The sequence below is a fragment of the Hyphomonas sp. genome (assembly GCF_022844445.1).
GTDB lineage: Bacteria > Pseudomonadota > Alphaproteobacteria > Caulobacterales > Hyphomonadaceae > Hyphomonas.
In genome coordinates this window covers 1-22,588 of the sequence record NZ_JALHLS010000006.1, presented here as the reverse complement: position 1 = coordinate 22,588, position 22,588 = coordinate 1, and the positions used below count along the sequence as shown (strand labels likewise).

General features: G+C 62.4%; 19 protein-coding genes and 1 tRNA gene. 13 read left to right on the top strand and 7 right to left on the bottom strand.

The window, feature by feature from the left end:
* Positions 1-8 precede the first annotated feature (8 nt).
* From alaS to Q0C17_RS08360, 3 genes are read left to right on the top strand one after another with little or no spacing between them, the layout of a single operon-like run.
* A complete protein-coding gene (gene alaS / locus Q0C17_RS08370) occupies positions 9-2,651 on the top strand; it encodes an alanine--tRNA ligase (RefSeq protein ID WP_291204322.1) in 2,643 nt (880 codons plus the stop codon).
* 27 nt (positions 2,652-2,678) lie between these two features.
* Positions 2,679-3,083 (top strand): hypothetical protein, encoded by a 405-nt coding sequence (locus tag Q0C17_RS08365; RefSeq protein WP_291204319.1) that lies wholly within the window; start codon positions 2,679-2,681, stop codon positions 3,081-3,083.
* 46 nt (positions 3,084-3,129) lie between these two features.
* Complete coding sequence (locus Q0C17_RS08360; RefSeq protein WP_291204317.1) at positions 3,130-3,924, top strand: hypothetical protein; 795 nt, start codon at positions 3,130-3,132, stop codon at positions 3,922-3,924.
* Between the two features lie 31 nt (positions 3,925-3,955).
* On the opposite strand, the gene Q0C17_RS08355 is transcribed toward Q0C17_RS08360, so the two are convergent.
* Positions 3,956-4,032: transfer RNA gene (locus Q0C17_RS08355), tRNA-Pro, on the bottom strand.
* Positions 4,033-4,205: 173 nt separating this feature from the next.
* Between Q0C17_RS08355 and Q0C17_RS08350 the strand changes: the two genes are divergently transcribed.
* Complete coding sequence (locus Q0C17_RS08350; protein WP_291204314.1) at positions 4,206-4,913, top strand: peptidoglycan recognition family protein; 708 nt, start codon at positions 4,206-4,208, stop codon at positions 4,911-4,913.
* On the opposite strand, the gene Q0C17_RS08345 is transcribed toward Q0C17_RS08350, so the two are convergent.
* Genes Q0C17_RS08345 through Q0C17_RS08335 form a run of 3 tightly spaced genes read right to left on the bottom strand, consistent with a single transcriptional unit; the run spans position 4,900 to position 6,920 of the window.
* Entirely contained in the window at positions 4,900-5,547 is a 648-nt protein-coding gene (locus Q0C17_RS08345) for a glutathione S-transferase N-terminal domain-containing protein (protein ID WP_291204311.1), read from the bottom strand. The genes Q0C17_RS08350 and Q0C17_RS08345 overlap by 14 nt on opposite strands.
* Positions 5,544-6,476 (bottom strand): rhodanese-related sulfurtransferase, encoded by a 933-nt coding sequence (locus Q0C17_RS08340; protein WP_291204308.1) that lies wholly within the window; start codon positions 6,474-6,476, stop codon positions 5,544-5,546. Before Q0C17_RS08340 ends, Q0C17_RS08345 begins: the two co-directional genes overlap by 4 nt.
* A 54-nt stretch (positions 6,477-6,530) precedes the next feature.
* Positions 6,531-6,920 carry a MerR family transcriptional regulator gene (locus Q0C17_RS08335; RefSeq protein WP_291204301.1) on the bottom strand — a complete coding sequence of 130 codons (390 nt, stop codon included), beginning with the start codon at positions 6,918-6,920 and terminating at the stop codon, positions 6,531-6,533.
* 71 nt (positions 6,921-6,991) lie between these two features.
* Between Q0C17_RS08335 and Q0C17_RS08330 the strand changes: the two genes are divergently transcribed.
* A complete protein-coding gene (locus tag Q0C17_RS08330) occupies positions 6,992-8,245 on the top strand; it encodes an NADH:flavin oxidoreductase/NADH oxidase family protein (protein ID WP_291204298.1) in 1,254 nt (417 codons plus the stop codon).
* Between the two features lie 10 nt (positions 8,246-8,255).
* On the opposite strand, the gene Q0C17_RS08325 is transcribed toward Q0C17_RS08330, so the two are convergent.
* Complete coding sequence (locus Q0C17_RS08325) at positions 8,256-8,633, bottom strand: VOC family protein (protein ID WP_291204295.1); 378 nt, start codon at positions 8,631-8,633, stop codon at positions 8,256-8,258.
* A 68-nt stretch (positions 8,634-8,701) separates the two neighbouring features.
* Here Q0C17_RS08325 and Q0C17_RS08320 point away from each other — a divergent pair, with 68 nt between their 5' ends.
* Positions 8,702-9,187 (top strand): NAD(P)H-dependent oxidoreductase, encoded by a 486-nt coding sequence (locus Q0C17_RS08320; protein WP_291204292.1) that lies wholly within the window; start codon positions 8,702-8,704, stop codon positions 9,185-9,187.
* A gap of 135 nt (positions 9,188-9,322) precedes the next feature.
* On the opposite strand, the gene ispH is transcribed toward Q0C17_RS08320, so the two are convergent.
* Complete coding sequence (gene ispH / locus Q0C17_RS08315; RefSeq protein WP_291204289.1) at positions 9,323-10,282, bottom strand: 4-hydroxy-3-methylbut-2-enyl diphosphate reductase; 960 nt, start codon at positions 10,280-10,282, stop codon at positions 9,323-9,325.
* A gap of 116 nt (positions 10,283-10,398) precedes the next feature.
* Here ispH and Q0C17_RS08310 point away from each other — a divergent pair, with 116 nt between their 5' ends.
* The 6 genes from Q0C17_RS08310 to Q0C17_RS08285 all read left to right on the top strand — a co-directional run bounded on the left by Q0C17_RS08310 (position 10,399) and on the right by Q0C17_RS08285 (position 20,453).
* Positions 10,399-10,956, top strand: a complete 558-nt coding sequence (locus Q0C17_RS08310; RefSeq protein ID WP_291204285.1) for a hypothetical protein — start codon at positions 10,399-10,401, stop codon at positions 10,954-10,956.
* A gap of 3 nt (positions 10,957-10,959) precedes the next feature.
* Entirely contained in the window at positions 10,960-12,729 is a 1,770-nt protein-coding gene (gene argS / locus Q0C17_RS08305) for an arginine--tRNA ligase (RefSeq protein ID WP_291204276.1), read from the top strand.
* A gap of 342 nt (positions 12,730-13,071) precedes the next feature.
* Positions 13,072-14,058, top strand: coding sequence for a hypothetical protein (locus tag Q0C17_RS08300; protein ID WP_291204273.1), 987 nt, complete (start codon positions 13,072-13,074; stop codon positions 14,056-14,058).
* Positions 14,058-15,773, top strand: coding sequence for a hypothetical protein (locus Q0C17_RS08295; protein ID WP_291204270.1), 1,716 nt, complete (start codon positions 14,058-14,060; stop codon positions 15,771-15,773). The genes Q0C17_RS08300 and Q0C17_RS08295 overlap by 1 nt, the downstream gene beginning before the upstream one ends.
* Before the next feature lie 503 nt (positions 15,774-16,276).
* Positions 16,277-16,792, top strand: a complete 516-nt coding sequence (locus Q0C17_RS08290) for a hypothetical protein (protein WP_291204268.1) — start codon at positions 16,277-16,279, stop codon at positions 16,790-16,792.
* Between the two features lie 394 nt (positions 16,793-17,186).
* A complete protein-coding gene (locus Q0C17_RS08285) occupies positions 17,187-20,453 on the top strand; it encodes a TIR domain-containing protein (RefSeq protein WP_291204265.1) in 3,267 nt (1,088 codons plus the stop codon).
* 394 nt (positions 20,454-20,847) lie between these two features.
* Here Q0C17_RS08285 and Q0C17_RS08280 read toward each other — a convergent pair whose 3' ends face one another.
* Positions 20,848-21,516, bottom strand: a complete 669-nt coding sequence (locus Q0C17_RS08280) for a GNAT family N-acetyltransferase (protein ID WP_291204261.1) — start codon at positions 21,514-21,516, stop codon at positions 20,848-20,850.
* 278 nt (positions 21,517-21,794) lie between these two features.
* On the opposite strand from Q0C17_RS08280, the gene Q0C17_RS08275 reads away from it, so the two are divergent.
* Positions 21,795-22,588, top strand: a 794-nt coding sequence (locus tag Q0C17_RS08275) for a tetratricopeptide repeat protein (protein ID WP_291204258.1), incomplete at its 3' end; no start/stop codon positions are given.

Genomic DNA, 22,588 nt, shown 5'->3' with positions numbered 1-22,588 from the left:
AGCGAAACATGCAAGGCGTTAACGAGATCCGCGAAACGTTCCTCAGCTTTTTTGAGAAGAACGGCCATACGCGCCGGGCGTCTGCGCCGCTGGTGCCGCAGAACGACCCGACCCTGCTGTTCGTGAATGCCGGCATGGTGCCGTTCAAGAACATCTTCACCGGAGCCGAGGTGCCGTTTGCGCCCCGTGCCACCACCTCGCAGAAGTGCGTGCGCGCCGGCGGCAAGCACAATGACCTCGACAATGTCGGCTATACCGCCCGCCACCACACCTTCTTCGAAATGCTGGGGAATTTCTCCTTCGGCGATTATTTCAAAGATGACGCGATCCGCCTCGCCTGGGAGCTGATCACGAAAGATTACGGGCTCGACCCCAAACGCCTGCTGGTCACGGTCTATGCCGAAGACGAAGAGGCTGCCAGTATTTGGAAGAAGGTCGCCGGCTTCGACGATTCGAAGATCATCCGCATCGCCACAAGCGACAATTTCTGGTCGATGGGCGACACCGGCCCTTGCGGCCCCTGTTCGGAAATCTTCTTCGACCATGGCGACAAGGTTGCGGGCGGCCCGCCGGGCAGCGCCGACCAGGACGGTGACCGGTTCATCGAGGTCTGGAACCTCGTCTTCATGCAGTTCGAACAGCACGAAGGTGGCAAGCGCACAAGCCTCCCCAAACCGTCGATCGACACGGGCATGGGTCTCGAGCGCATCGCCGCCGTGCTGCAAGGCCAGCACAACAACTACGACATCGATCTCTTCCGTACGCTGATCAATGCCGAAGAGGCCGTCTATGGCCAGAAGGCAGCAGGCGACAAGGCGCCTTCCTTCCGCGTCATCGCCGACCACCTGCGCACGTCTGCCTTCCTCGTGGCGGACGGCGTGCTGCCGTCAAACGAAGGGCGCGGCTATGTGCTGCGCCGGATCATGCGCCGCGCCATGCGTCACGGCCATATGCTCGGCGCGCGCGAGCCGCTGATGCACAAGCTCGTCCCCGCGCTGGTCGCCGAGATGGGCAAGGCCTATCCGGAACTCGGCCGCGCTCAGGTTGCCATCGAAGCTGCCATTGAGCAGGAAGAGGCCCGCTTCCAGCGCACGCTGGGCAATGGCCTCGCGCTGCTCGACAAGGCGCTGCTTGACCTCAAGCCGGGCGCCGCGCTGCCCGGCGATGTCGCCTTCAAACTGTCGGACACTTACGGCTTCCCGCTTGATCTGACGCAGGACATCCTGCGGGGCCGCGGCCTTGAAGTCGACGTTGCCGGCTTCGAAGCCGCGCTCGATGTGCAGCGCGATGCGAGCCGCGCCGCCGGCTTCTCCTCGGGTGACCGGGCGACCGAAGAAATCTGGTTCGAGGCGCGTGCAAAAACCGGCGCCACGAAGTTTGCCGGCTATGGCGCAACCTCCGGAGACGGCAAACTGGTCGCTATTGCAGTCGGCGGCGTGCTGGCCCCGGAGCTTCTCCCGGGCGAGGCCGAGCTCGTGTTCGACACGACGCCCTTCTACGCCGAGTCCGGTGGCCAGGCAGGCGACCACGGCGAGATCATCTTCGACGGAGGCGCGCGCTTCATCGTGCGCGACGTGCAGAAGCGCGCCGGCGACCTGCATGTCCATATCGGCGAACTCGTGTCCGGCAACGCGAAGCTCGGTGCGAAGGGGCAGCTGAGAGTTGACGCGGTCCGCCGCAAGCAGGTGATGGCGAACCATTCGGCGACGCACCTGATGCACGCCGCGCTGCGCAAGGTGCTCGGCGCCCATGTCACGCAGAAAGGCTCGCTGGTCGAGGCCGACCGGTTCAGGTTCGACTTCTCGCACGGCGCGCCGATGACGCCGGCCGAGATCGAAGCGGTGGAGGACGAAGTCAACGCCCAGATCCGCGCTAACATCGAGACCGGCATCAAGGTGACGAGTCCCGAGAAGGCCATCGAGGCTGGCGCGCTGGCGCTGTTTGGCGAGAAGTATGGCGATGAAGTCCGTGTGCTGTCGATGGGGGAGCCCGGCGATGGTGGCCGGTCCTACTCAGTCGAGCTGTGCGGCGGCACGCACGTGTCGCGCAGCGGCGATATTGCCGTGTTCGCGATCCTCTCGGAAGGCGGCGTGGCTGCGGGTGTGCGCCGGATCGAGGCGGCCACCGGCGCCGAAGCGCTGAACTATCTCAAGGGCCGCGCCCAGATCGCGGCGGATGTCGCCAAGAGCCTGAAAGTCCCGCTGAAGGATCTGCCGCGGCGCGTCGCCGCGCTGACTGAAGAACGCCGCACGCTGGAGCGCGAGCTCAACGATGCCAAGCGCAAGCTGGCGATGGGCGGCGGTGGCGGCGCCTCCGGCCCGGAAGTGATCAATGGCGTCAACCTGATCGCCCGCGTCGCGGACGGCGTCGGCAGCAAGGACCTGCGCCCGCTCGTGGAGGAGGCGAAAGCCACCATCGGCTCGGGCGTGGTCGTGTTCGTCGGCATCGAAGGCGGCAAGGCCGGCATCGCGGTCGGCGTCACCAAGGATCTCACCGCCACGCATTCGGCTGTCGACCTCGTGAAGGTCGCGGCGGCGGCCATGGGCGGTGCCGGCGGCGGTGGGCGCCCCGACATGGCGCAGGCCGGCGGATCGGACGCCAGTAAGGCCGATGAGGCCCTGGAAGCTGTGCGTGCGGCCCTGAAGGGCTGAGCCGGGCGGCTGGCCGGAGGAGGGCTCTTGCCAGCCGGATACTCAGGCACACCGCTCGCGAAGAAGCTCGGGTTCACCGATGGCTTGCCCGTCTGGGCGTGCAATCTGCCAGGCAGTGTGCGCACCGAAATCGGAGTGGCCGCAAGCCCCCGCTTTGTGGCACGCCCGGTGAAAGGTCTCGCGGCGGCGCTTCTGTTCCACACGGCTGCGGCAGAGCTGGATGCAGACCTCGCGACGCTTCGCCCGCTGCTCGCCCCTGATGGTATGGTCTGGGTCTCCTGGCCCAAGAGGGCGGCGAAGGTGGCTACCGACATTACCGAGGACGTGATTCGCGCCCGGGCGCTGCCGATGGGCTTCGTTGACGTGAAAGTCTGCGCGGTCGATGCGGTCTGGTCCGGTTTGAAGCTGGTCATCCGCAAGGAAATGCGGTGAAGGTGCAGGAAGCGGAAACTTGAGCCGATAAGCAGACGGGCCCAGAATGCACCTGAACAAGCGCAGCCTTTTGCCAGTGTGCCTGATGGTCTTCGCCGTGCTCGTCGGTTGCGCTGCCAATCGCGGCAAGATCGAGCTGACGCCTTTTCCGCCGTCTTCCGTCGAATATCGCAACTACACCCAGGTCTATCATCCGCTGGAGGGCCACCAGCCGAGGAAGTTCCCGCCCGGCTTCGAGTTCCGGTTCGACGCAGTCGAGCCGCAGCCGGACGGGTCGATCGTACAGAAGCTGACGCAAAGCTGGGGCTCTGCCATCAAGTGGGAGGGCGAGCGGCAACTGGCCAAGACCCAGGGAAAGTATGTGGTCGAGGCCACGATCTCCGAAGTGTGGCCCGGTGTCGTCTACGCGCCGCTCTGGCTCTATTCCGAAGGCAGCGCCGAGAGCGGTCACGAGTTCGACTTCGAGTACATGGACGGGCGCCTCGAATACAACCTGCACAATGGCGATGGCGGTTTTCGCATGCGCTCAGTCCGCAAGGATCTCGCAGGCCACCGTGTGCGCTGGACGATCGAACGCCGGCCCGGCCGGGTGACTATGTCAGTCCTCAGCCTCACAGATGGCTGGACCGACCGGCTGGTCGTGCGCCCCGCGACCGTTGCGCGATGGGCCAGGCTGGACCGGGCGCCGCCGAACCTGCACTTTCCGCCCGACACCATCCCGATGTTTCCGTTCACGGAACTCTGGCGCTGCAATGCGCCGGGATGGTGCGGAACATGGAAGCCGCTGGCGCCCGGCCAGACGATCAACATGACCCTGCATGGCTATCAGTTTTCACCCTGAGTTCGGAGCGGTCCGGAAGGGGCGGGAAAGATGGTCGGAGTGAGAGGATTCGAACCTCCGACCCCTAGCTCCCGAAGCTAGTGCTCTACCAGGCTGAGCCACACTCCGATACCATCCTTTGCCGGGGGCGCCGCGAGGCGTCCTGGCCGGGAAGTGGCGCTTTTACGCGCGGTGCCGGATTTTGCAAGGGGGCAAAAGGGGCGGCGCCGGGCGATTGCCCGCCCGCAATAATCCTGCCGGAATTGCCGGGCAGGGTCCTGCGCGGGGCAAAGTGAGGTGAGATGCGCGCAGCATGGCTTTCTGGTGGACTGGCGGCCTTCTGGCTCGCCGGCTGCGCTGCGCTGCCGGATGCGGCGACCGGAGCAGACCTCCCGGACATCGCCGTGCCTGCCGCGCCAGACGCTCCAGCCCCACAGCCCTCCCAACCGCCGGCTGGTCCGCTGACAATCGACCGCTTGCCGGGCGATTTCCCGCACGGCGGGGAGGCCCGCGAAGCTGCCGATATCGACCTCATCGTCGTGCATTCCATCGGCGGACCCACCTGCCGGGACGGCGCAGTCTACTTCACCCCCGCCAATGGCAGCGCGGTGTTCTGGCGCGACTGGTTCCTCGGCGAAAGCGGCAAGAGCATCCATTATGTGATCGGGCGTGACGGCGATATCGCCCAGCAGCGGCCCGAGCTGCGCACGGCCGGGCATGTCAGCTTCGGCGGGATCATGTCTCAGGTGAACCGGCGCTCGATCGGCATCGAACTGGTCAACCGCGGCGATGGGCTCGAGCCGTTCCCGCAGCCGCAGCTTGCCGCCCTCTCCGCCCTCGTGGCCGACATCGCAGCGCGCTATGGCCTGCGGCCCGAAGCCCTGGTCACCCACGCTGCCCTGGATGACCGCATGCAGCCCGAGTGCGGCGGCGTGCCCCTTCGGCGCAATCTCGATCCCGGCCCGCTCTTCCCGCTGGCGGATGTGCGCGCGGCGATCACACCGGAGTGAGAAAGAGCTCGGTATCGCCCGCCTGCCAGCGCGGCAGCTTGGCCATGATGGCAGCAAAGCGTGGGCTTTCGTTGTGTTCCGTCAGCCAGCGCCGCAAGACGGCGGGCGCTTTGGCCGTCCAGAAGTCCGTATCCGTCGCTGCAAACTGGCGCACGAAGGGGAAGATGGCAAAGTCGGCCAGCGTCGGAAGGGCGCCGAAGAGTTGTCCGCCATTGTCTTCAAGGTGCGCCGAAAGGCCGGCAAGAATTTCCAATCCGGCATCGCGCGCGTTGCCTTTCGGCTCTGCGTGGCGTTCCGGATATTTGTAGCGGTCGAGGGCGCGTTTGAACGGGCCGTCATTCTGCCGGATGAGGCGTGCGGTCTCTGCCGCGTCGGCGCGCAGCCAGCCCTCCGGATCATTCTGCGCGAGGGCCCAGTGCATCACGTCAAGGCTCTCGTCGATCACGCGTCCATCCGTCAGCACAAGGACGGGAACGGTTGCCTTTGGGCTTGCGGCGAGCATTTCCGGCGGCTTGTCGCGCAGCACAACTTCGCGCACGCGGACGGGCAGGCCGCTTGCGGCGAGAGCGAGCCGGGCGCGCATGGCATAGGGACACCGGCGAAAGGAATAGAGGATGGGCGCAGGCGCGCTCACGCGTCTTCTGCCTTTGGCGCCATATGGCGCTCGCCTCGGGTGCGGGCCAGTTCGATCTGGCGCTGGCGCTCGGCAAAGCGCGCACGCTGGGCGTCCGTCATCTCACCGATACAGGCCGGGCAGGAGATGCCTTCCACATAGTCAGCTGACTGACGGCTCTCAGCTGATACAGGCCGCCCGCAGGCATGACACAAAACATGTTCGCCTTGCGTCAGGTCATGGCGAACAGACACGCGCTCGTCAAACACATAGCATTCGCCGTGCCACTTCGTCTCCGGCTCCGGCACTGTTTCGAGGTATTTCAGGATGCCGCCCTGCAGATGGAAGACATCCTCTATGCCTTCGGCCTTAACGAAGCTGGTCGCCTTCTCGCATCGGATGCCGCCGGTGCAGAACATGGCGATCTTCGGCGTGCGCCCCTCGGTTTCGAGGCGCGTGCGGAAGTCCCGAAACCATGCCGGGAATTCCCGGAAACTCTCCGTCTTCGGATCAATCGCGCCTTCGAAGGTACCGATCGACACTTCATATTCGTTGCGCGTGTCGATCAGAACCACATCCGGATTGGAGATCAGCGCATTCCAGTCTTCCGGTTTCACATAAGTGCCGACCAGCGCATTGGGATCGGTGCCCGGCACGCCCATGGTCACAATCTCGCGCTTCAGCCGTACCTTGAGGCGCGGGAAAGGCATCGCGTCCGCTTCGGAAAACTTTGCCTCCAGCGTTTCTGCACCGGGCAGGGCGCGCAAGGTGGCGAGCGCCGCCTCCACGCTCTCCGCGCTGCCGGCGATTGTACCGTTGACGCCTTCCTCCGCAATCAGCACCGAGCCTTTGATGCCGAGATTGCAGAAGCGCTGCGCAAGCGCCGCGCGGCGCTCGGTATAGTCCGGGAATCGGAAGAACTTGTAGAAGGCGGCGACGCGAAAGCTCATGGGCGGCTTATGACAAAGGGCGGGCGGGGTTTCCATGGGACGGAGCAGCGCGCCCTAGAACCGGATCCGGCTGACATCGGCATGATTGTCCGGTCCGGGATTCTCCTTGAAGTAACGGATGGCGGATTCGACGCGCCGGCGCGTGTCCCGTAGCGCTTTCATATGCGCGTTGATGGCGCCGAGCTTTTGCTCCAGCGCCGCCGAGACGGTCTCGCAGCTTGGCCGCGTGCCGGGGCTGGAGGCCATGAGCGCCGAGATTTCCTCAAGCGAAAAACCGAGCGACTTGGCAAGATCAATCATCCGGAGGCGCTCGATCGTTGCAACGTCATAGTCCCGGTAGCCGTTGGGTGCGCGGTCGGCCGCTGGGATCAAACCGTTGGTTTCATAATACCGGATGCGCGAAGCGGGCAGGCCGGTGCGTTCAGAGAGCTCGCCGATTTTCATCTGCCTTGACCTTCAACCATGGTTTAAGGTTTAGGCCAGCTGCGTCCGCCATTCAACCGAGGTCTGATTCCATGTCTTCTTCGCCGCTTTTTGCGCCTCTGACCCTGCCCAACGGGGCCGTACTGCCGAACCGCCTCTGCAAGGCGGCTCTCGAGGAGAACCTCTCCGCGCCCGGTCAGGTGCCGGGCAAGGACCTGTTCAGCCTCTATCAGGCCTGGGCAAAAGGCGGCGTCGGCCTCGTGCTGACCGGCAACGTGATGGTCAGCCCCGCCGCAATGACCGGCCCTGGCGGCGTCGTGCTTCAGGCGGGCAGCGACCTCGCTCCGTTCCGCGAATGGGCGAAGGCTGGCAAGCCAGCGGGCGGCCACCTCTTCATGCAGATCAATCACCCCGGCCGGCAAATGTTCGCCGCAATGGGGGAGCAGGCGGTCGCGCCTTCTCCTGTGCCGGTGGACCTGGGGCAGCACTCCAAACTGCTGGCGCAGCCACGCGCGCTCGAAGAGAGCGAGATCCGCGAGATAATTGCCCGGTTCGCAACCACCGCCGCCCTCGCAGAAGAGGCAGGCTTCACCGGCGTGCAGGTGCATGCCGCGCACGGCTATCTGATCAGCCAGTTCCTCTCGCCGCTCGTCAACAAACGCACCGACCAGTGGGGCGGCAGCCGTGAGAACCGCGCGCGTTTCCTGCTGGAGGCGGTGAAGGCTGTGCGCGCCAAAGTCAGCCGCGGCTTTTGTGTTTCGGTGAAGCTCAACTCGGCGGATTTCCAGAAGGGCGGGTTTGACTTCGAAGATGCAAAATGGGTGGCGGGGCAATTGAACACGCTAGGCCTGGACCTTCTTGAACTGTCCGGCGGAAACTATGAAAGCCCGGCGATGCAGGGGCAGACGGATGATACGTCGACTTCCAAACGCGAAGCCTACTTTATCGATTTCGCGCGCCAGATTGCCGAAGTGACGAGCGTGCCGATCATGGTGACGGGCGGGATATACCGCCTGGCGACGGCCGAAGCGGCGCTGACCAAGGATGCCAAGGGTTTCGGCGTGGAAGTGCTGGGGATCGGCCGGGCGATGGCCTATGTGCCGGACTTGCCGAACCAGTGGCGGGCCGGCAGGATGACCGAGGTGAACCTGCCGGAAGTAACGTGGAAAAACCGCACGATGGCGGGCATGGCGACTATGGCGCTGGCCAAGCGGCAACTGAACCTTGCGGCTAGCGGTAAGCCCGCCGCCTGGAAAGCCTCGCCGCTTCTCACCGTGATCCGTGACCAGATGAAAACGCAGAAACTGACAAAGCGGTACAAGGCCTGGCGGGCGAGCGGCGCCTGAAGAAGCGGGCTCACGGCATCTGGGTGAGGCTCAGATTGTTGCCATCCGGATCGTTGAACCAGCAGACTTTCACCATCCCGCCGGGCGCAGACCAGACGCCATCGCCGTCCTGGCCGAAGCCGGGATAGACGAGGAATTCGACGCCCTTCGCCTTCAGGGCGGCGATGGCGGCGCGGATGTCCGGCACGGCCCAGCCGAGCACGGTGTGGGCGCCCGCGGTGTGGCCCGGCACGGTCGTAAGGCGCAGCGTGGTGCCGGCGAGATCGAACACGGCGGCGAAATCGTCGGTGGAGAGGTGGGTTAGGCCGAGCACGTCTTGGTACCATGCGCTCGCGCGCTTATGGTCCGGTGTGAGAACGAAGGTGATGGCTTTGGCGTTCGTCAGCATGTCATGCGGCCTCCCCACCGCCGGGGGAAGCATAGCACGGCGCGGAGCACGTGTTTAGGATGCTTGCAATGAAACAGCTTCTGATCATCTGGCATTCGCGGACCGGGGCGGCGGAGGCGATGGCGCGGGCGGCGTATGAGGGCGCGCGCGGGGAAGGCGAGGCGCGGCTGCTTCGGGCGGGCGAGGCGCAAGCCGAGGATGTGCTGGCGGCAAGCGGGTACCTGTTTGCGGCGCCCGAGAACCTTGCGAGCCTCAGCGGGGAGATGAAGGAGTTTTTTGACCGGTGCTATTATCCTGTTCTGGGGCGGGCCGAAGGACGGCCCTATGCGCAGATGATTGCGGCGGGATCGGACGGGGCGAATGCGGCGCGGCAGCTGGCGCGGATTGCGACGGGCTGGCGCCTCCGGGAAGTGCAGCCGCCGATGATCGTGAATACGGATGCTCAGACCACGGAGACAATTCTGGCGCGCAAGAGTTTGGCGCTGCCGACGCTGGCAAAATGCCGCGAACTGGGCGCCGGGATGATGGCGGGGGTGACGAGCGGGATCTGGTGAGGCCCTAGCCGGGGTCTGGCTCGAGGCCGGACCAGAGCGCCGGGCGGACGCCGCGCACGCGCTTATCGGTCTTTGAATGTGCAGCCTGAGTTTCGGTGCTTCGTTGGCCAACTATACTTGGCGCTTACGACGGGTTCACCCCACCAACACCCGTGGCAGTTTGAACGTCACGGTTTCGTCGGCCGTCTTCACGGTTTCCATCTTCACGTCGAAGCGGGCGCGGCAGGCGTCGATGACGCCCTGGACCAGGTCTTCGGGGGCGCTTGCGCCAGCGGTGAGCCCCAGGGTCGAGACGCCGTCGAACCAGGACCAGTCGATGTCGTCGGCGGAGGCGATGAGCTGCGCGCTCGCAGCGCCGGCGCGCAGGGCGACCTCGACGAGGCGGACGGAGTTTGAACTCGTCCGTGCACCGATCACCAGAACGAGGCCCGCGCCGGGGGCGAGGACCTTGACGGCTTCCTGGCGGTTGGTGGTGGCGTAGCAGATGTCTTCCTTGTGCGGCGTGGAAATTCCTGGAAAGCGCGCCTGCAGGGCGGCGACGATTTCGGCAGTGTCGTCCACGCTGAGAGTCGTCTGCGTGAGGAAGGCGAGGTTGGCCGGGTTTTTCGGGGCGTAGGAGGCCACGTCTTCCACGGTTTCGATGAGCGTGACGGTGCCTTCGGGGAGCTGGCCCATCGTGCCGATCACTTCGGGGTGGCCGGCATGGCCGATGAGGACGATCTCGCGCTGGTTCTGGTAGTGGCGCTCGGCCTCGATGTGGACCTTGGAGACGAGGGGGCAGGTGGCGTCCAGGTAGATCATGTTGCGGCGGCTCGCCTCAGCGGGCACCGATTTGGGCACGCCGTGGGCCGAGAAGATGACCGGGCGGTCGTCCGGGCACTCGTCCAGCTCCTCGACGAAGACGGCGCCGAGGGCCTCCAGGCGCTCCACCACATGGCGGTTGTGGACGATCTCGTGGCGCACGTAGACGGGGGCGCCCCACTTGGCGAGGGATTCCTCCACGATCTGGATGGCCCGGTCGACCCCGGCGCAGAAGCCCCGGGGGGCGGCCAGGCGGAGGGTGAGGGGGCGTCCGGGGGGCTGGGCGGGCGTCATGGGGGGCTGAAATCTCCTGCGCCAGGTAAGTTGCGTGCGGGCGCCAAGGCATTTAACACGAGCGGGCTATTACATGGACCGGCCTTTACACTTGGCCAAGACGGAAACGCCGACGCATGCTGAAATTTGCTCCTCTTTTCCTCGCTCTGGTCCTTGCGGGCTGCAGTACGCGCCTCGCGCAGCAGCTGGATGACACGCCGAACGCGGGCCCGTGCCCGGTGGCGGGGTCGATTCACGACGCGGCCCGGTATGTGAAGTTCCAGGATGGCGGCGGGCAGCTTTACTCCGACATCGCTTATACCGGCGAGATCACGAATGTCCGGCTGTATTGCCGGTATTTCAAGGAGACCCCGCTGGAGGCCGAGATCGAGGTGGAGTTTGCCTTCGGCAAGGGCCCAGCGGCGACGGCGAATGCGCATGACTACCGGTATTTCGTGGCGGTGACCCGCCGCAACGGGAAGGTGCTGGCGAAGGAATACTTCAATACGCGCGCCGAGTTCGAGAGGGGCCTGGTGACAGGCACGTCGGAGCTGGTGAACAAGATTGTCATCCCGCGCGCCGACGAGTCGATCTCGGGCGTGAACTTCGAGGTGATCGTGGGCTTTGAACTGACGCCCGAGCAGATCGAATTCAACCGATCCGGCAGCCGCTTCCGCCTCGACGCGGCGAAATAATCCATGGCGAGCCTGGCTAGGGAGCTGTCGGCCGCCGCGGGCGCCGCGTTCGAAGCCGTGGGCCTGGAGGCACGTTTCGGCGAAGTGCGCCGGAGCGACAAGCCGGAGCTTGCGGATTTCCAGTGCAATGGCGCGATGGCGGCGGCCAAGTCGGCCGGGCGCAACCCGCGCGAGATTGCGGTGGAGATTGCTGCGGCGCTGAAGGCGCATCCCCTGGTGCTGTCGGCCGAGGTCGCGGGGCCAGGGTTCATCAACTTGCGCGTTTCGGAGGCGGCGCTGTCCTTGCGGGCCGACGCTGTGCGCGGCGATGCGATGGCGGGGGCGGAGAAGGCGGCGGATGCGGCTGTGACCGTGATCGACTTCGGCGGCGCGAACGTGGCGAAGCCCATGCATGTTGGGCACCTGCGCTCGGCGGTGATCGGCGACACGCTGCAGCGCATGCTGCGCTTTGCCGGCGATACGGTGATCTCGGACGTGCATCTCGGCGACTGGGGCCTGCAGATGGGCCACCTCGTCACCGAGCTTGAGGACGAGCAACCGGGGCTGGTCTATTTTGATGCCGCGTTCACGGGGCCGTATCCAAAGGAGGCGCCGGTCACGATCGGTGACCTAGGGCGGCTCTATCCGCAGGCCAGCAACAAGGCCAAGGCCGACGAGGCGCGCAACGAGCGCTCGCAGAAGGCGGTCGCAGAAATGCAGGCGGGCCGGGCAGGGTACCGCGCGCTGCTGCGCCACTTCATCGAGGTGTCGGTGGAGGCGCTCAAGAAGGACTATGGCTTTCTCAACGTCTCGTTCGACCTGTGGAAGGGTGAGAGCGATGTAGACGACCTGATCCCGGGTCTCGTGGAGCGGTTCAAGGCGGCGGGCCTTGCCGAAAAGAGCGACGGGGCATGGATCGTCCGCGTGGCGAAAGAAAGCGACAAGAAGGAAATCCCGCCGGTGATGCTGGTCAACAGCCGCGGCGGCACAGGCTATCACACGACGGATCTCGCCACGATCCTCGACCGGATGGAAAACCTAAGCCCCAAGCCGGAGCGGATGCTGTACGTAGTGGACCAGCGTCAGGCGCTGCACTTCGAGCAGGTCTACCGCGCGGCTGACATGCTGGGCTTGATCGAGGAAAGCCGGCTGGAGCATATCGGCTTCGGCACGGTGAACGGCACGGATGGCAAGCCGTTCAAGACGCGCGAGGGCGGCGTGCTGCGGCTCGCGGACCTGCAGGCGATGGCGCTGGAAGAGGCGGACAAGAAACTTGTCGCCGCGAACCTGCCGGCGGATATGGGCGCGGAAGAACGCGCCGATGTGGCGAAGAAGGTCGCGGTAGCGGCGCTGCGTTTCTCGGACCTGATGAACACGCGCACGACGAATTATGTGTTCGACCTTGAGCGCTTTACGAGCTTCGAGGGCAAGACCGGGCCCTACCTGATGTATGCAGCGGTGCGGGTGAAATCCGTACTGCGCAAGGCGGCGGAAGCGGGTCATGCGCCGGGAAAAGTAGCAGTGACTGAAGATACAGAGCGCGCGCTTGTGCTGCAGCTCGACGGCTTCGGCGCGGCGCTGCTCGGCGCGCGCGAGAAGCGGATGCCGCACATTCTTTGCGAGCATCTCTACAGCCTCGCGCAGGCGTTCAGCGCGTTCTATGCGGCGCTGCCGATTGCGGCAGAAGCGGACGCAGGCAACCGCGCGAGCCGTCTGGCCCTGGCCGACGCTGTGCGTCACCAGCTGGAGACGGGACTTGGTCTGCTGGGTATTGCGGTGCCAGAGCGGATGTAGGCGATGAGGCGCCTTGGTTATGCAGCGGTTGGGTCGAACCGGCTGGATGCGGCCGATATTGTCGCGTGCGCTCAAGCGCTCGATCGGCAGAAACGGGCCCAGAAAGAGACATTGGAGATTGAAGCTCGTATCGACTGGGTTTGGCCCATTTGCGACGCTCAAGAACCGAATGTACCCGAGCTTTTCGGGGGCTTGGGAGCACGGAACGCGCTTTTGACTGCCGGCGGTCCCGCGCACCCTTGCCTCCATGCAGTGCCGCTCCCCCTCACTTGCCGCCCATTCAGTTCTATGTAGACTTCAGCAATCTGGCAGGCGAAATCCTGCGGCCGGGGGAAGAGAAAAATGACGTCTGAGGTGCGCCGCGTTCGGCTGGCCAAGTTGTTTGGCATTCTTAGATTTGCTGTCCTGGCAGCGGCCATGGTCCCCGCCTCCCTTCACGCCCACGCTCAGGCGTTCACACTGCCGCCGCCGGAGAAAGTGCCGACCCTCCTCGGCATCGACCTGCCGCTGCGCCCGGGCGAACGACTCGTGCCCATCGGGACGGGGGATTGCTCGGCTGTTGTCTTTGCGCCGCGAGAGAAGCTCTTTCAGGTTCATAAGACATTCTGGAGCGAACGCGAATGGTTCGGCGCTTGCCGGTTCGGACTTGCGCATGGTGAAGCCTACCTGAAGGTCCGCGATTCAGTTTTTCTGCCACAAAAGATGATGTACGGCGTGCCCGTTCCTGCCGCCGAAGAGCTTCGCGCGGAACGACATGACGTTGCCTTTTTTAGTGGCACGGCGTTTCACGACCCTAGCGCCAAAACAGTCAAAATGTTCGACTTAAGTCGTGACCTTGGCGGGACATTTTTTTCTGAGCCAGATTTCCTGTCCCAGCATTTGAGCTCACTTTCGCTCGAGTATACGGATTCTGCAGGTGTGGGCCGGCAAACGCTAATACATGCCCTAGACATGCTGAATTTTTGTTCGGGTCACGGCTGGCCATTATTTGAAGCTTTCAGCGGGGAAATCAAAAAGTCCTGTCGCAGGAAGACCGCTGAAAAGCTCGTCCTTGTTCGCAGTGAAGTTCTGCAGGGGGAGTATCACGGTGACTTTCCACCTGTTTGGTTAAAGGCTTGTGCGGTCAGTCAGGACGGCTCGTCATTCGAGTGCGGCAAACTTCTGAAGGAAGCGCTCGGCAAAGATTTTGCGGAAGTCCAATCCATAATGGCAGGCAGCCGAGCCGCCCGTGCCGCCGCAAACCAGGAAATCTTTGCCCGCTACGCGCCTCTTGAAGCTGCGCTTGAAGCAAGGCTGAAGGACAAGGTCGCAGCTGGGGGCGCGCAGTGATGGGCAATGATCGACAACTTGCGAAAACCGGCCGCGCCCTTGTGTTTGCCAGCCTGTTTGGCCTGCTGGCCAGTCCGGCGCTGGCACAAGCCAGCGGCTATGACGCCAACTGCGATCCGCGCAACTACACCGCCGACGAAATGGTGCAGCAGGAGCTCTGCTCGGCGCATGTCGGCTGCCGGCTCACCCAGAAAGCGATGACCTCGGCCTGCAAGGTGAAGGACTTCTTCTCCAATCTCGGCGGCGCACTCAGCGGGCGCAGTACGCCCGACAATATGGATGTGCTTGAAGCTCTGAATCGTTCCGAAGTTCCGCAAACCTCCGGGGTGAAAAGCACGAATGCAAGTGCGCGGCCTTACTATGAAGGTGCGCGCCTGCCGTCCTATGACCGGACAAATGCGGCTCAGATCAGCATGGAGCCGCCGGTGGACGGAAAGCCATCCGGCTCCCTCAACTGGGACAAAGACGGCACGGTCCGCTGGTTTGAGGGCACCGGCGCGCGCAATGCGTCGAAACAGCTGTCCGGCAATGGCGTGCAGATCGACTCCACGGGTCGCATCAGGGCCGGCATCCTGATTGATGACGCCATTGGCGGCGGCGGGATCGCACGCACGCCGGATGCCTCCTGGGCAGGTGGAAATTTCAAGTCCGGCCGTCTCGAAGGCGATGGGTACCAGCTCAAGTCTGACGGGACCGGCAATGCACCCGTTCTGGAAGGAACCTTCAAGGACAATCAGCCGGACGGCATGATGCTGGCGACATATCCGGACTTCAGTTCACGGAAGGAATTGTGGAAGGACGGGAAGCTGATCGTCGCCGGACCAAAGGTGGCCAAAGGTCAGGTGCCGCCCACTCCCAAGTCCCCTCAAGAGGAAGCGGCCGAGAAAGCCGCTGCGGAAGCGGCCGCCTTCGCCGCCCAGCTCTCCAGCGAAAAGAATCCCGGCGCCCTCTATGCCCTTGGCGACGAGTGGGCCGAGAAGGGCGATATGGCCAAAGCCAAGTCCGCCTGGCGCGAACTCATCAAGCGCTTCCCGGACAGCCCTTTCGCCATCAAGGCCACGGACAGACTGTCCGGCGGCGGCGCCGCATCCACGTCCCGCTCCAGTCCGTCGGCCGAAACCTTTACTGGCACGGTGGACTTCACCGGCGTCTGGGTCGGCGAAAGCACTGGCAACCGTGTAGAAGTCGATTTTAAGCTCGAGGGCATCTCCATCGTGGCTGCCGGACCGCGCGCGCCCGGACAGGCTGAGGGAACACAACTCTTCCGGGTTCAAAGCCCGGGCGTTTATGTTCACACGTTTTCGGACGGCATGCAGGCCACAATCCGGATGGAAGGGCCGGATAGGTTGCGTATCACAAACCCGGATGGCTGGAACGACCTGTTCGTGAAAGGTGGTACCCGGTCCGCCACTGTGCAATCCGCTGCGTGTACCGGCAGCCCTAGCCAAGCTTTTGCTGCATTCAACAACGAATTGGAAGGCTTCAACGCGCGCTATCCGGTCCAGCCGCAGTGGGGAACGCGCGACCTGTACAAGTTCTCGATCTTCTTTGGCACGGAAAGTTTGAAGATATTGGAGAAGTATCGCGGCTGTATGTCTGAATCGGATTTCACGACCAACTGGAACGCGCTCAACGGCTCCAAGGAAACAGGCATGAGTGGCTGCCGCGCGACCTCAAGTGATGGTGGCAGAGGTTGCGTGGCGGAGTATCCGTAACGGCGGCGGATTGCGTGCACGGGGCTGCGCAGACCGCAGATCTCAATTCGGCACCTGCGGATACAGAGCTTGCTCGGTTCGCTTGAACAATTGTCAGGCGGGGGATCATCTCACCTTTGACGGTTGAGAAAACGCGCGCTGCGATGCTTCTCCAATGACTGCTTTCGGCGAACCCCGGCCTGGTGGCGGTGAGGCCGCCAGACGGCACGATTGGATCGACCCTGCCGGTCGAGTACCCTGACGATCTGAGCCGACCTGGCCCTTTTGACCCGGCCGCTCATCCATCACGGACGCCTCGCTGCCCAGAGGTTCAGGTCAATCAGGTCATCCCGCAGAAACTCTCAGGCTCCGGGCGACCTTTGACTCTCACGCGCTGGCGACGACCAAAACTGTTTCAACGTGAACCGAAAGCCGATACGCTCGGCGATGGCGCTAGCAAAGTATCATGTCCCAGATTTGACGAAATCCGGTTGACAGATTTGGTGAGCCACGCTGGAGGGGCGATGAAAGTAAACTGGCTTGTCAATCATGTTCTGATGCTCAGCATACTGCTATTAAGCGGGGCGGCCGTTTATGCGTTCTGTTTCGTAGTGATGTCTTGGCCATCGGATCGGTGCCTGGGAGCTGCAGCCAATCTAATGGCATGGCTACACGCCCTATGGCTCGTTGCAGTAGCGATCGAACTAGATGTGTTCGGCCTGAAAGCACGGGCTCAGGTCGTCTGGGCTATAGCGTTTACTGGCTTTAGCGGGAGTTTTGTCTTTTGGGGATTTTTCGCCCCACTGATGAAACCAGAGGCGGCAAATGAAATTGCACGCGGCGCTGTAGCAGTTTTCGCTTCATTCTATTTCACTTTGGCGGCTGTTACTGCAGATAAAGTATCAAGCTCGCTTGGTGGTCGGCTTGCAGCTTTTTGGGTACTTCTCAACTGGCCAGTATTCCTGTTCTCCTTGTCTCATGCCATTCTCCGCGCTGCAGAACGATCCAGGAAGCAGCAAATCGAAGTGTCCTGCTTCTAAACATTCAATCGGCAGATCAGCGAAAATTGAAAGCACGCAGCGGCCCAACCGTGGACGGAATGTCCAGTTCCGGCGATGTCCGGCCTGGCGGCGAGGACGCAGCCGGATGACTGGACTGAGGCGACCCTGCCGGATGCCGAGATCGGTCATCGGAGCCGACCTGGCCCAAACCTGCCGCTGCCAATCGCTCTGACCAGTGTCAGGTCACCGCCGGAAACCCTACGCCCAGCGCTGAGCGGGTTGATCCCGCCTTGGGTAGTTCTCCGCCAGGAGGGGCCTGCGACGCCCAGACAATGCCCCCCCCAATTTCTAAGCAGGCCAGAAGCCGCAAGCGCTCAAACGTGACACGTCACGATCCGCTCGTTAAATTCTCGCCGTATAGGGAGACGGTAGCATGGCATATTACCGGGCATTCTTTAGCTATGGGCGAGTTGACGACAAAATCGCCAACTGGCTCTGGGCCCAGCTCGACCGCTACCGCACGCCGAAAGGGCTAATAGGGGTTGAAGGCAAGCTCGGCCCGATACCGGACAAACTGCACAAGATTTTTCGCGACCGCGCCGATCTCGGCTCCGGCGGCCATGTCACAGAGGAACTGGAGGCCGCACTTGAGGCTAGCGAGCGACTGATCGTGCTTTGCACTCCCGCTTCGGCGAAGAGCTTCTGGGTCAATCAGGAGGTGGAGACGTTCCTGCGGCTAGGGCGAGAGGATCGGATCTTCCCAGTGATCGGTGCGGGGAGCCCGGACTGCGGCGATCCCGAAGCCGAGTGCTTTCCGCCGGCCCTGCGCGGCAAAGGCATCCTGGCGGCGGACCTGCGCGAGATCAAATTGCCGAACGGTCAATTGGTGGGCGACGGGCGTGAAGGCGGGCGGTTGAAGTTGATCGCCGGGCTTTTGGGCGTGGATCTCGACGCGTTAGCGCGGCGCGAACGGCGGCGACAGCGCTTTCTGGTAGCAGCCTTAAGCGCAGCGGCTTTGGTGTTCGCAGGGCTCGCGGTCGCGGCGGGCGGGCTCGGCTGGCTAGCGCAGGTGCGTGGAGAACAGGCAATGCAGAATGAACAGCGGGCGCTGAAAAGCGAAGCTGAGGCCGTGGCGAACGCCGCAGCGGAACGTTCTGCCCGAGTGGCGGAAGTCGCCGAACGCGAACGCGCTGACGCCGAAACCGCCAAAGCCATCGTCGCCGCCCGCGAAGCCGAACGTCAAGAAGGCTTCGCCAGCGCCAACGCTGAACGGGCGCGCAATACTCTGCACCGCCTCTTCGCCACCCAAGCCTGGGAAAAAATTGAAGCAGGTCAGTATCTCGCCGCAGCACGTTATGCTTTGGCTGGAATGCGACTTTCACCAGAAAATGAGGGGCTTTACCAAGCTGTGCTTGGCGCGGCGATGCACGAAGCGGGCGAAAGCGCACCTCCGCTTATGCATGACGGCGAGGTTGTAGCGGCGAGCTTCTCGCCTGACGGTACTCAGATCGTGACGGTGCCCTTCGGTGAAGGCGCCAAAATCTGGAACGTTGCTGACGGGCGCCATATCGTTACCTTGGGTGGACACTTGGGCTTTGTGTTCGGAGCAGCATTCTCGCCTGACGGCCGGCGCGTAGTGACCGCGAGTATGGATAAGAAAGCTATTGTTTGGGACGCTGAAAATGGCATCCTTGTCGCCACCCTTGATGGACATACAGGCGACGTCTACGAATCAGCGTACTCGCCTGATGGACGGCGGATTGTGACTGCCAGTAAAGACGGAACGGCAAAAGTCTGGGACGCAAGCAACGGACGCTTGATTGCCTCTCTTGACGGCCATGATTTTGCGGTGCTTAGCGCAGCTTTCTCTCCGGACGGTCGGCATATTGTTACCGCAAGTGAGGACGGGACCGCAAAAGTCTGGAACGCAGACGACGGCAATTTGGTCTCCACTTTCCGCGGACATAGCGAGCCAGTGATTGTTGCGAAATACTCATTGGACGGACGGTTCTTAGTCACCGCAAGCCGTGATGGAACGGCCGCAGTCTGGGCCCCAGACGACGGACTCTTAGTCGTCACTCTGGCCGGCCATCAAGACGCAGTACTAAGCGCAGAGTTCTCCCCTGACGGGCGACGCATTGTCACCGCAAGCAACGATCAGACCGCCAAAATCTGGGACGCAAGCGATGGGAGCCTTGTTGCGACTCTCAGCGGGCATAAATCAGCAATTTCTGGCGCAGCGTTTTCACCGGATGGCGCGCTGATCGTTACCGCTAGTCTCGATAAAACTGCCAAGGTCTGGAGCGCCGTCGATGGGCACCTTGTCTCCAGCCTCCGTGGGCATGAATATGAAGTCTTCAGCGCCGCTTTCTCGCCAGATAGCAAGCGAATTGTTACGGCTAGCAAGGACAATTCGGCAAAAGTCTGGGAGGAACTTTCTGGACGACGGCTCGTCAATCTGACCGGAAACAAAGGAGGAATGAAAGCACCGATTATATCATCTGACGGTCAACATTTTGTATTAACTAGCGATGAACTCACCGCCAGCGTCTGGGATGTTGGCGACGGGCGCCTGGTGTCCACCCTTCGCGGGAACGGGAAGCCAATAAAATTGGTGGCACTCTCGCCGAATGGTGCATTGGTGGCTACTAGATCTAGGGGCAATGCCGTCGAGGTTTGGGACACTTTCAATGGGGAATTGGTCACAGCATTTAAAGAGCGCAATGACGGAGGCCCTAGCGATAACGGATTGCATAGCGTCACCTTCTCACCAGACGGGCAACGCATCGTCGCAATTTGGCGCGGAGGAGAGGAGACCGTCAGCGTACGGAATGCAACTGACGGAAGCTTCGTCGCCAAGCTTAGCGGCGATGATCAGTCATGGACGGTAAATGGAGTCGCGTTCTCGCCAGATGGGCAACGCATCGCCACTGCGAACGAATCCGGAATGGTTAGTGTCTGGGAAGCAAGTAACGGGCGTCTAGCGTTGCTCCTTAAAGGACACGAACTGGGCGTAAAAAGTGCAGCGTACTCCCCGGATGGTAGCCGCATTGTCACTGCAAGCGATGACGAAACGGCGAAAGTTTGGAGCGCTAGCAACGGACGCCTCGTAGCAACACTCAGCGGCCATGGAGACCAAGTATTAAGTGCCGCTTATTCAAATGATAGTCGGCGCGTGGTGACAACGAGTCAGGATAAGACCGCAAAGATCTGGGACGCGGTTAGCGGACGCCTTGTTGCCACCCTCACCGGGCATGACGGAAGTGTCTTGAGCGCGGCATTTTCACCAGACAGGCATCTCGTTGTTACTGCAAGTGAGGATCGAACAGCTAGGATCTGGAACGCTGCCGATGGAAAGCATCTTGCCACATTCAGCGGATTCGAAAACCGAGTACGAGACGCGAAGTTCTCGACGGATGGCAAGCGCATTGTCACGGCGAGCGAGGACCGGACCGCCATAGTCTGGGATGTGCGCCGCCTCGCTCAAGACTGGGCAACACTTCAGCGGGAGGCCTGCACTAACCTTCTTGGTGCCAAAGGTCGGGCATTTGAACAACGCGAAATCGACGCCGATCAGCTTCTCCTCGCCGAGTGGTCAGACGCCACGCGCGATGTGTGCGAAGACGTGCCGGGGGTAGAGAGTATCAACACCCTGCGCCAGCGCGCGAACCTGTGGGAGGCGCAGGCGGAACGGAACTGAATAACCCACCTTCCAATCCCTTTGACCTTCAAGCCATCTGTCCCCGACGTCAGCGCACCATGCGCACCAATCTGGGAGGATGCTCGTCGGATAGGTGCATATCGTCCAATGTTGCGCCGCGGTACTGCAACGCAAGGAGCGTCGATTGCGGTGCCACCGCGCTGACACCAGCGCCGACGATCTGCATCGTGGAACCGCAGTGACCTGAGCCCAAATTGGTCCCGCATCTAAGTCGAGAATTTGCTCACAATCCGTCATTCGGCGACAGGCGGCCTATGACCACTTCCGGCGAGATTCCGTCGAGCGGCGGCGTGGCTTCCCAGCGACTGGTTTGAACTGACGCTGCCGGTCCGGAATCTGACGATCGTAGCGGACCTGGCCCCAACGGACCGTTTCAAGCGAGCCTCTTGCGCACAATGTACCGACGAGTGCCGGCGCGCCCGATCCGTTCGAATCCTGTCTTCTCGAAGGAGCCCACAAATCCGCCGAAACGATAGCTCGGAGAGTCTTCATCGACGGGATAGCCTTCCAACACCGTCGCGCCGTGCGATTTAGCAAGGGCCTCGGCTGCTTCCAGGAGGCTGTTGAAACCACGTTGGCCGCGAGCCGAACGCGCCACGAAGAAGCAAACAACTGACCAGACTTGCTCTTTGGCGTCGCCAGGCTGCATGCCTGCCATGGTTGTTCGGTAGGTATCGCGAGGCGCAATTGAGCACCAGGCAACCGGCACTTCGCCAGCATAACCGAGAATGCCGACAGGCCCACCCGTATGGATCCGCTGCTTCATTGCGGCCTTGCGGCTGGCGCCGTCGGTTGAGGGTGACTCAGCGCCGCTGCTCCGCCATACCATGCACCAGCAACTTTTCGGTCCGCCGCGACTCTCAAACAGTTTTTCGAAGTCGGGCCACGTCTCGGCAGTTACTTCACGAAAACTCAACTCGGCCTTGGCGGCCGTCCCGTCGCGTTCTCCGCTTGTTTTATCTAGACGCTCAACCATCGAAGAAACGATACACGATGTCGGCACCGAAGACAGGGGGCGCCGCAATTCGGCGAAGTCCGGCATGGTTCCCGTGAGGCGGCCGAATGACCCGATCGGATGGATCCGGTCAGTTCCGGAGTTTGACGGCGGGAGCTAACCTGGCCCTATTGCCACATTCGCTCTAATCTAAAAATCGGTCCGCAAGCTATCGCTGATCCGAAATTCTTGGGGCAATTCCCGACTAGGTGACGCCGACCTTTGAAACCACCCTATCGATCACAAAAGATTGACCGGACCGGCTCCTGGCTTGCTAGTGAGGGCAGCTTGAAAGTAAGCTGCGATAACTAAACGGAGTTGCGCTTATGACCTTCCGTACTCTCATCGCCGCAGTCGCAGTTTGCGTTTTTTCGGGTCCCGGGTTCGCCGCAGGAGGCGGGGGGGGGGGCTCCTCCCTGCCTAGCGCGACAGGGCCCAGCTACGACCCGGTGATTGAGTACCAGGCTGGTCTGAAGTTCTTGCAGGCCGGCGATTTTGAGAAGGCGGAGCGGGCATTCAAGCGCGTGGTCGGCGTAGCAAAGACAGACGCAAATTCACACTACTTGCTCGGTATATCCCACCTTGAGCAAGCGGAATGGAAACCAGCCGTTCGCGCCCTCAAGAATGCAGTTAGGCTCAATCCTGATTTGCATGATGCAAGGTCCCGTCTTGGTGCTGCTTACATTCAGCTCGGCGACATTGAAAAAGCAGATCAGCAATTGGCAGAACTCGTTGCCGCAAAGACCGCGTGTGCCGGATCGTGTGCGGCCTCTGCAGACATCGATGCGGCGCTGGCCCGGATCGAAGCTGCAAGAACAAGCCCTGAAAGTGGACCCGGCGATGTCAGCGCGTATGGCGAGACTTTGCAACTGGCGTCGGCTGATGGCTCCTATCTTAGCGCCGTCCGCCGCATCAATCTGGGCGACTTTGACGGCGCCAAAGCTGAACTTCAGGCTGTGCTCACGGCTGTTGGACCGAATCCCGATGTCCTGACCTATCTCGGCTTTGCCAATCGAAAGCAGGGGCATTTTGAAACCGCGCTCTCGTTTTACACCGCAGCGCTATCGGTCGACCCCGGGCATCTGAACGCCCGCGAGTATCTAGGCGAGTATTATGTCGA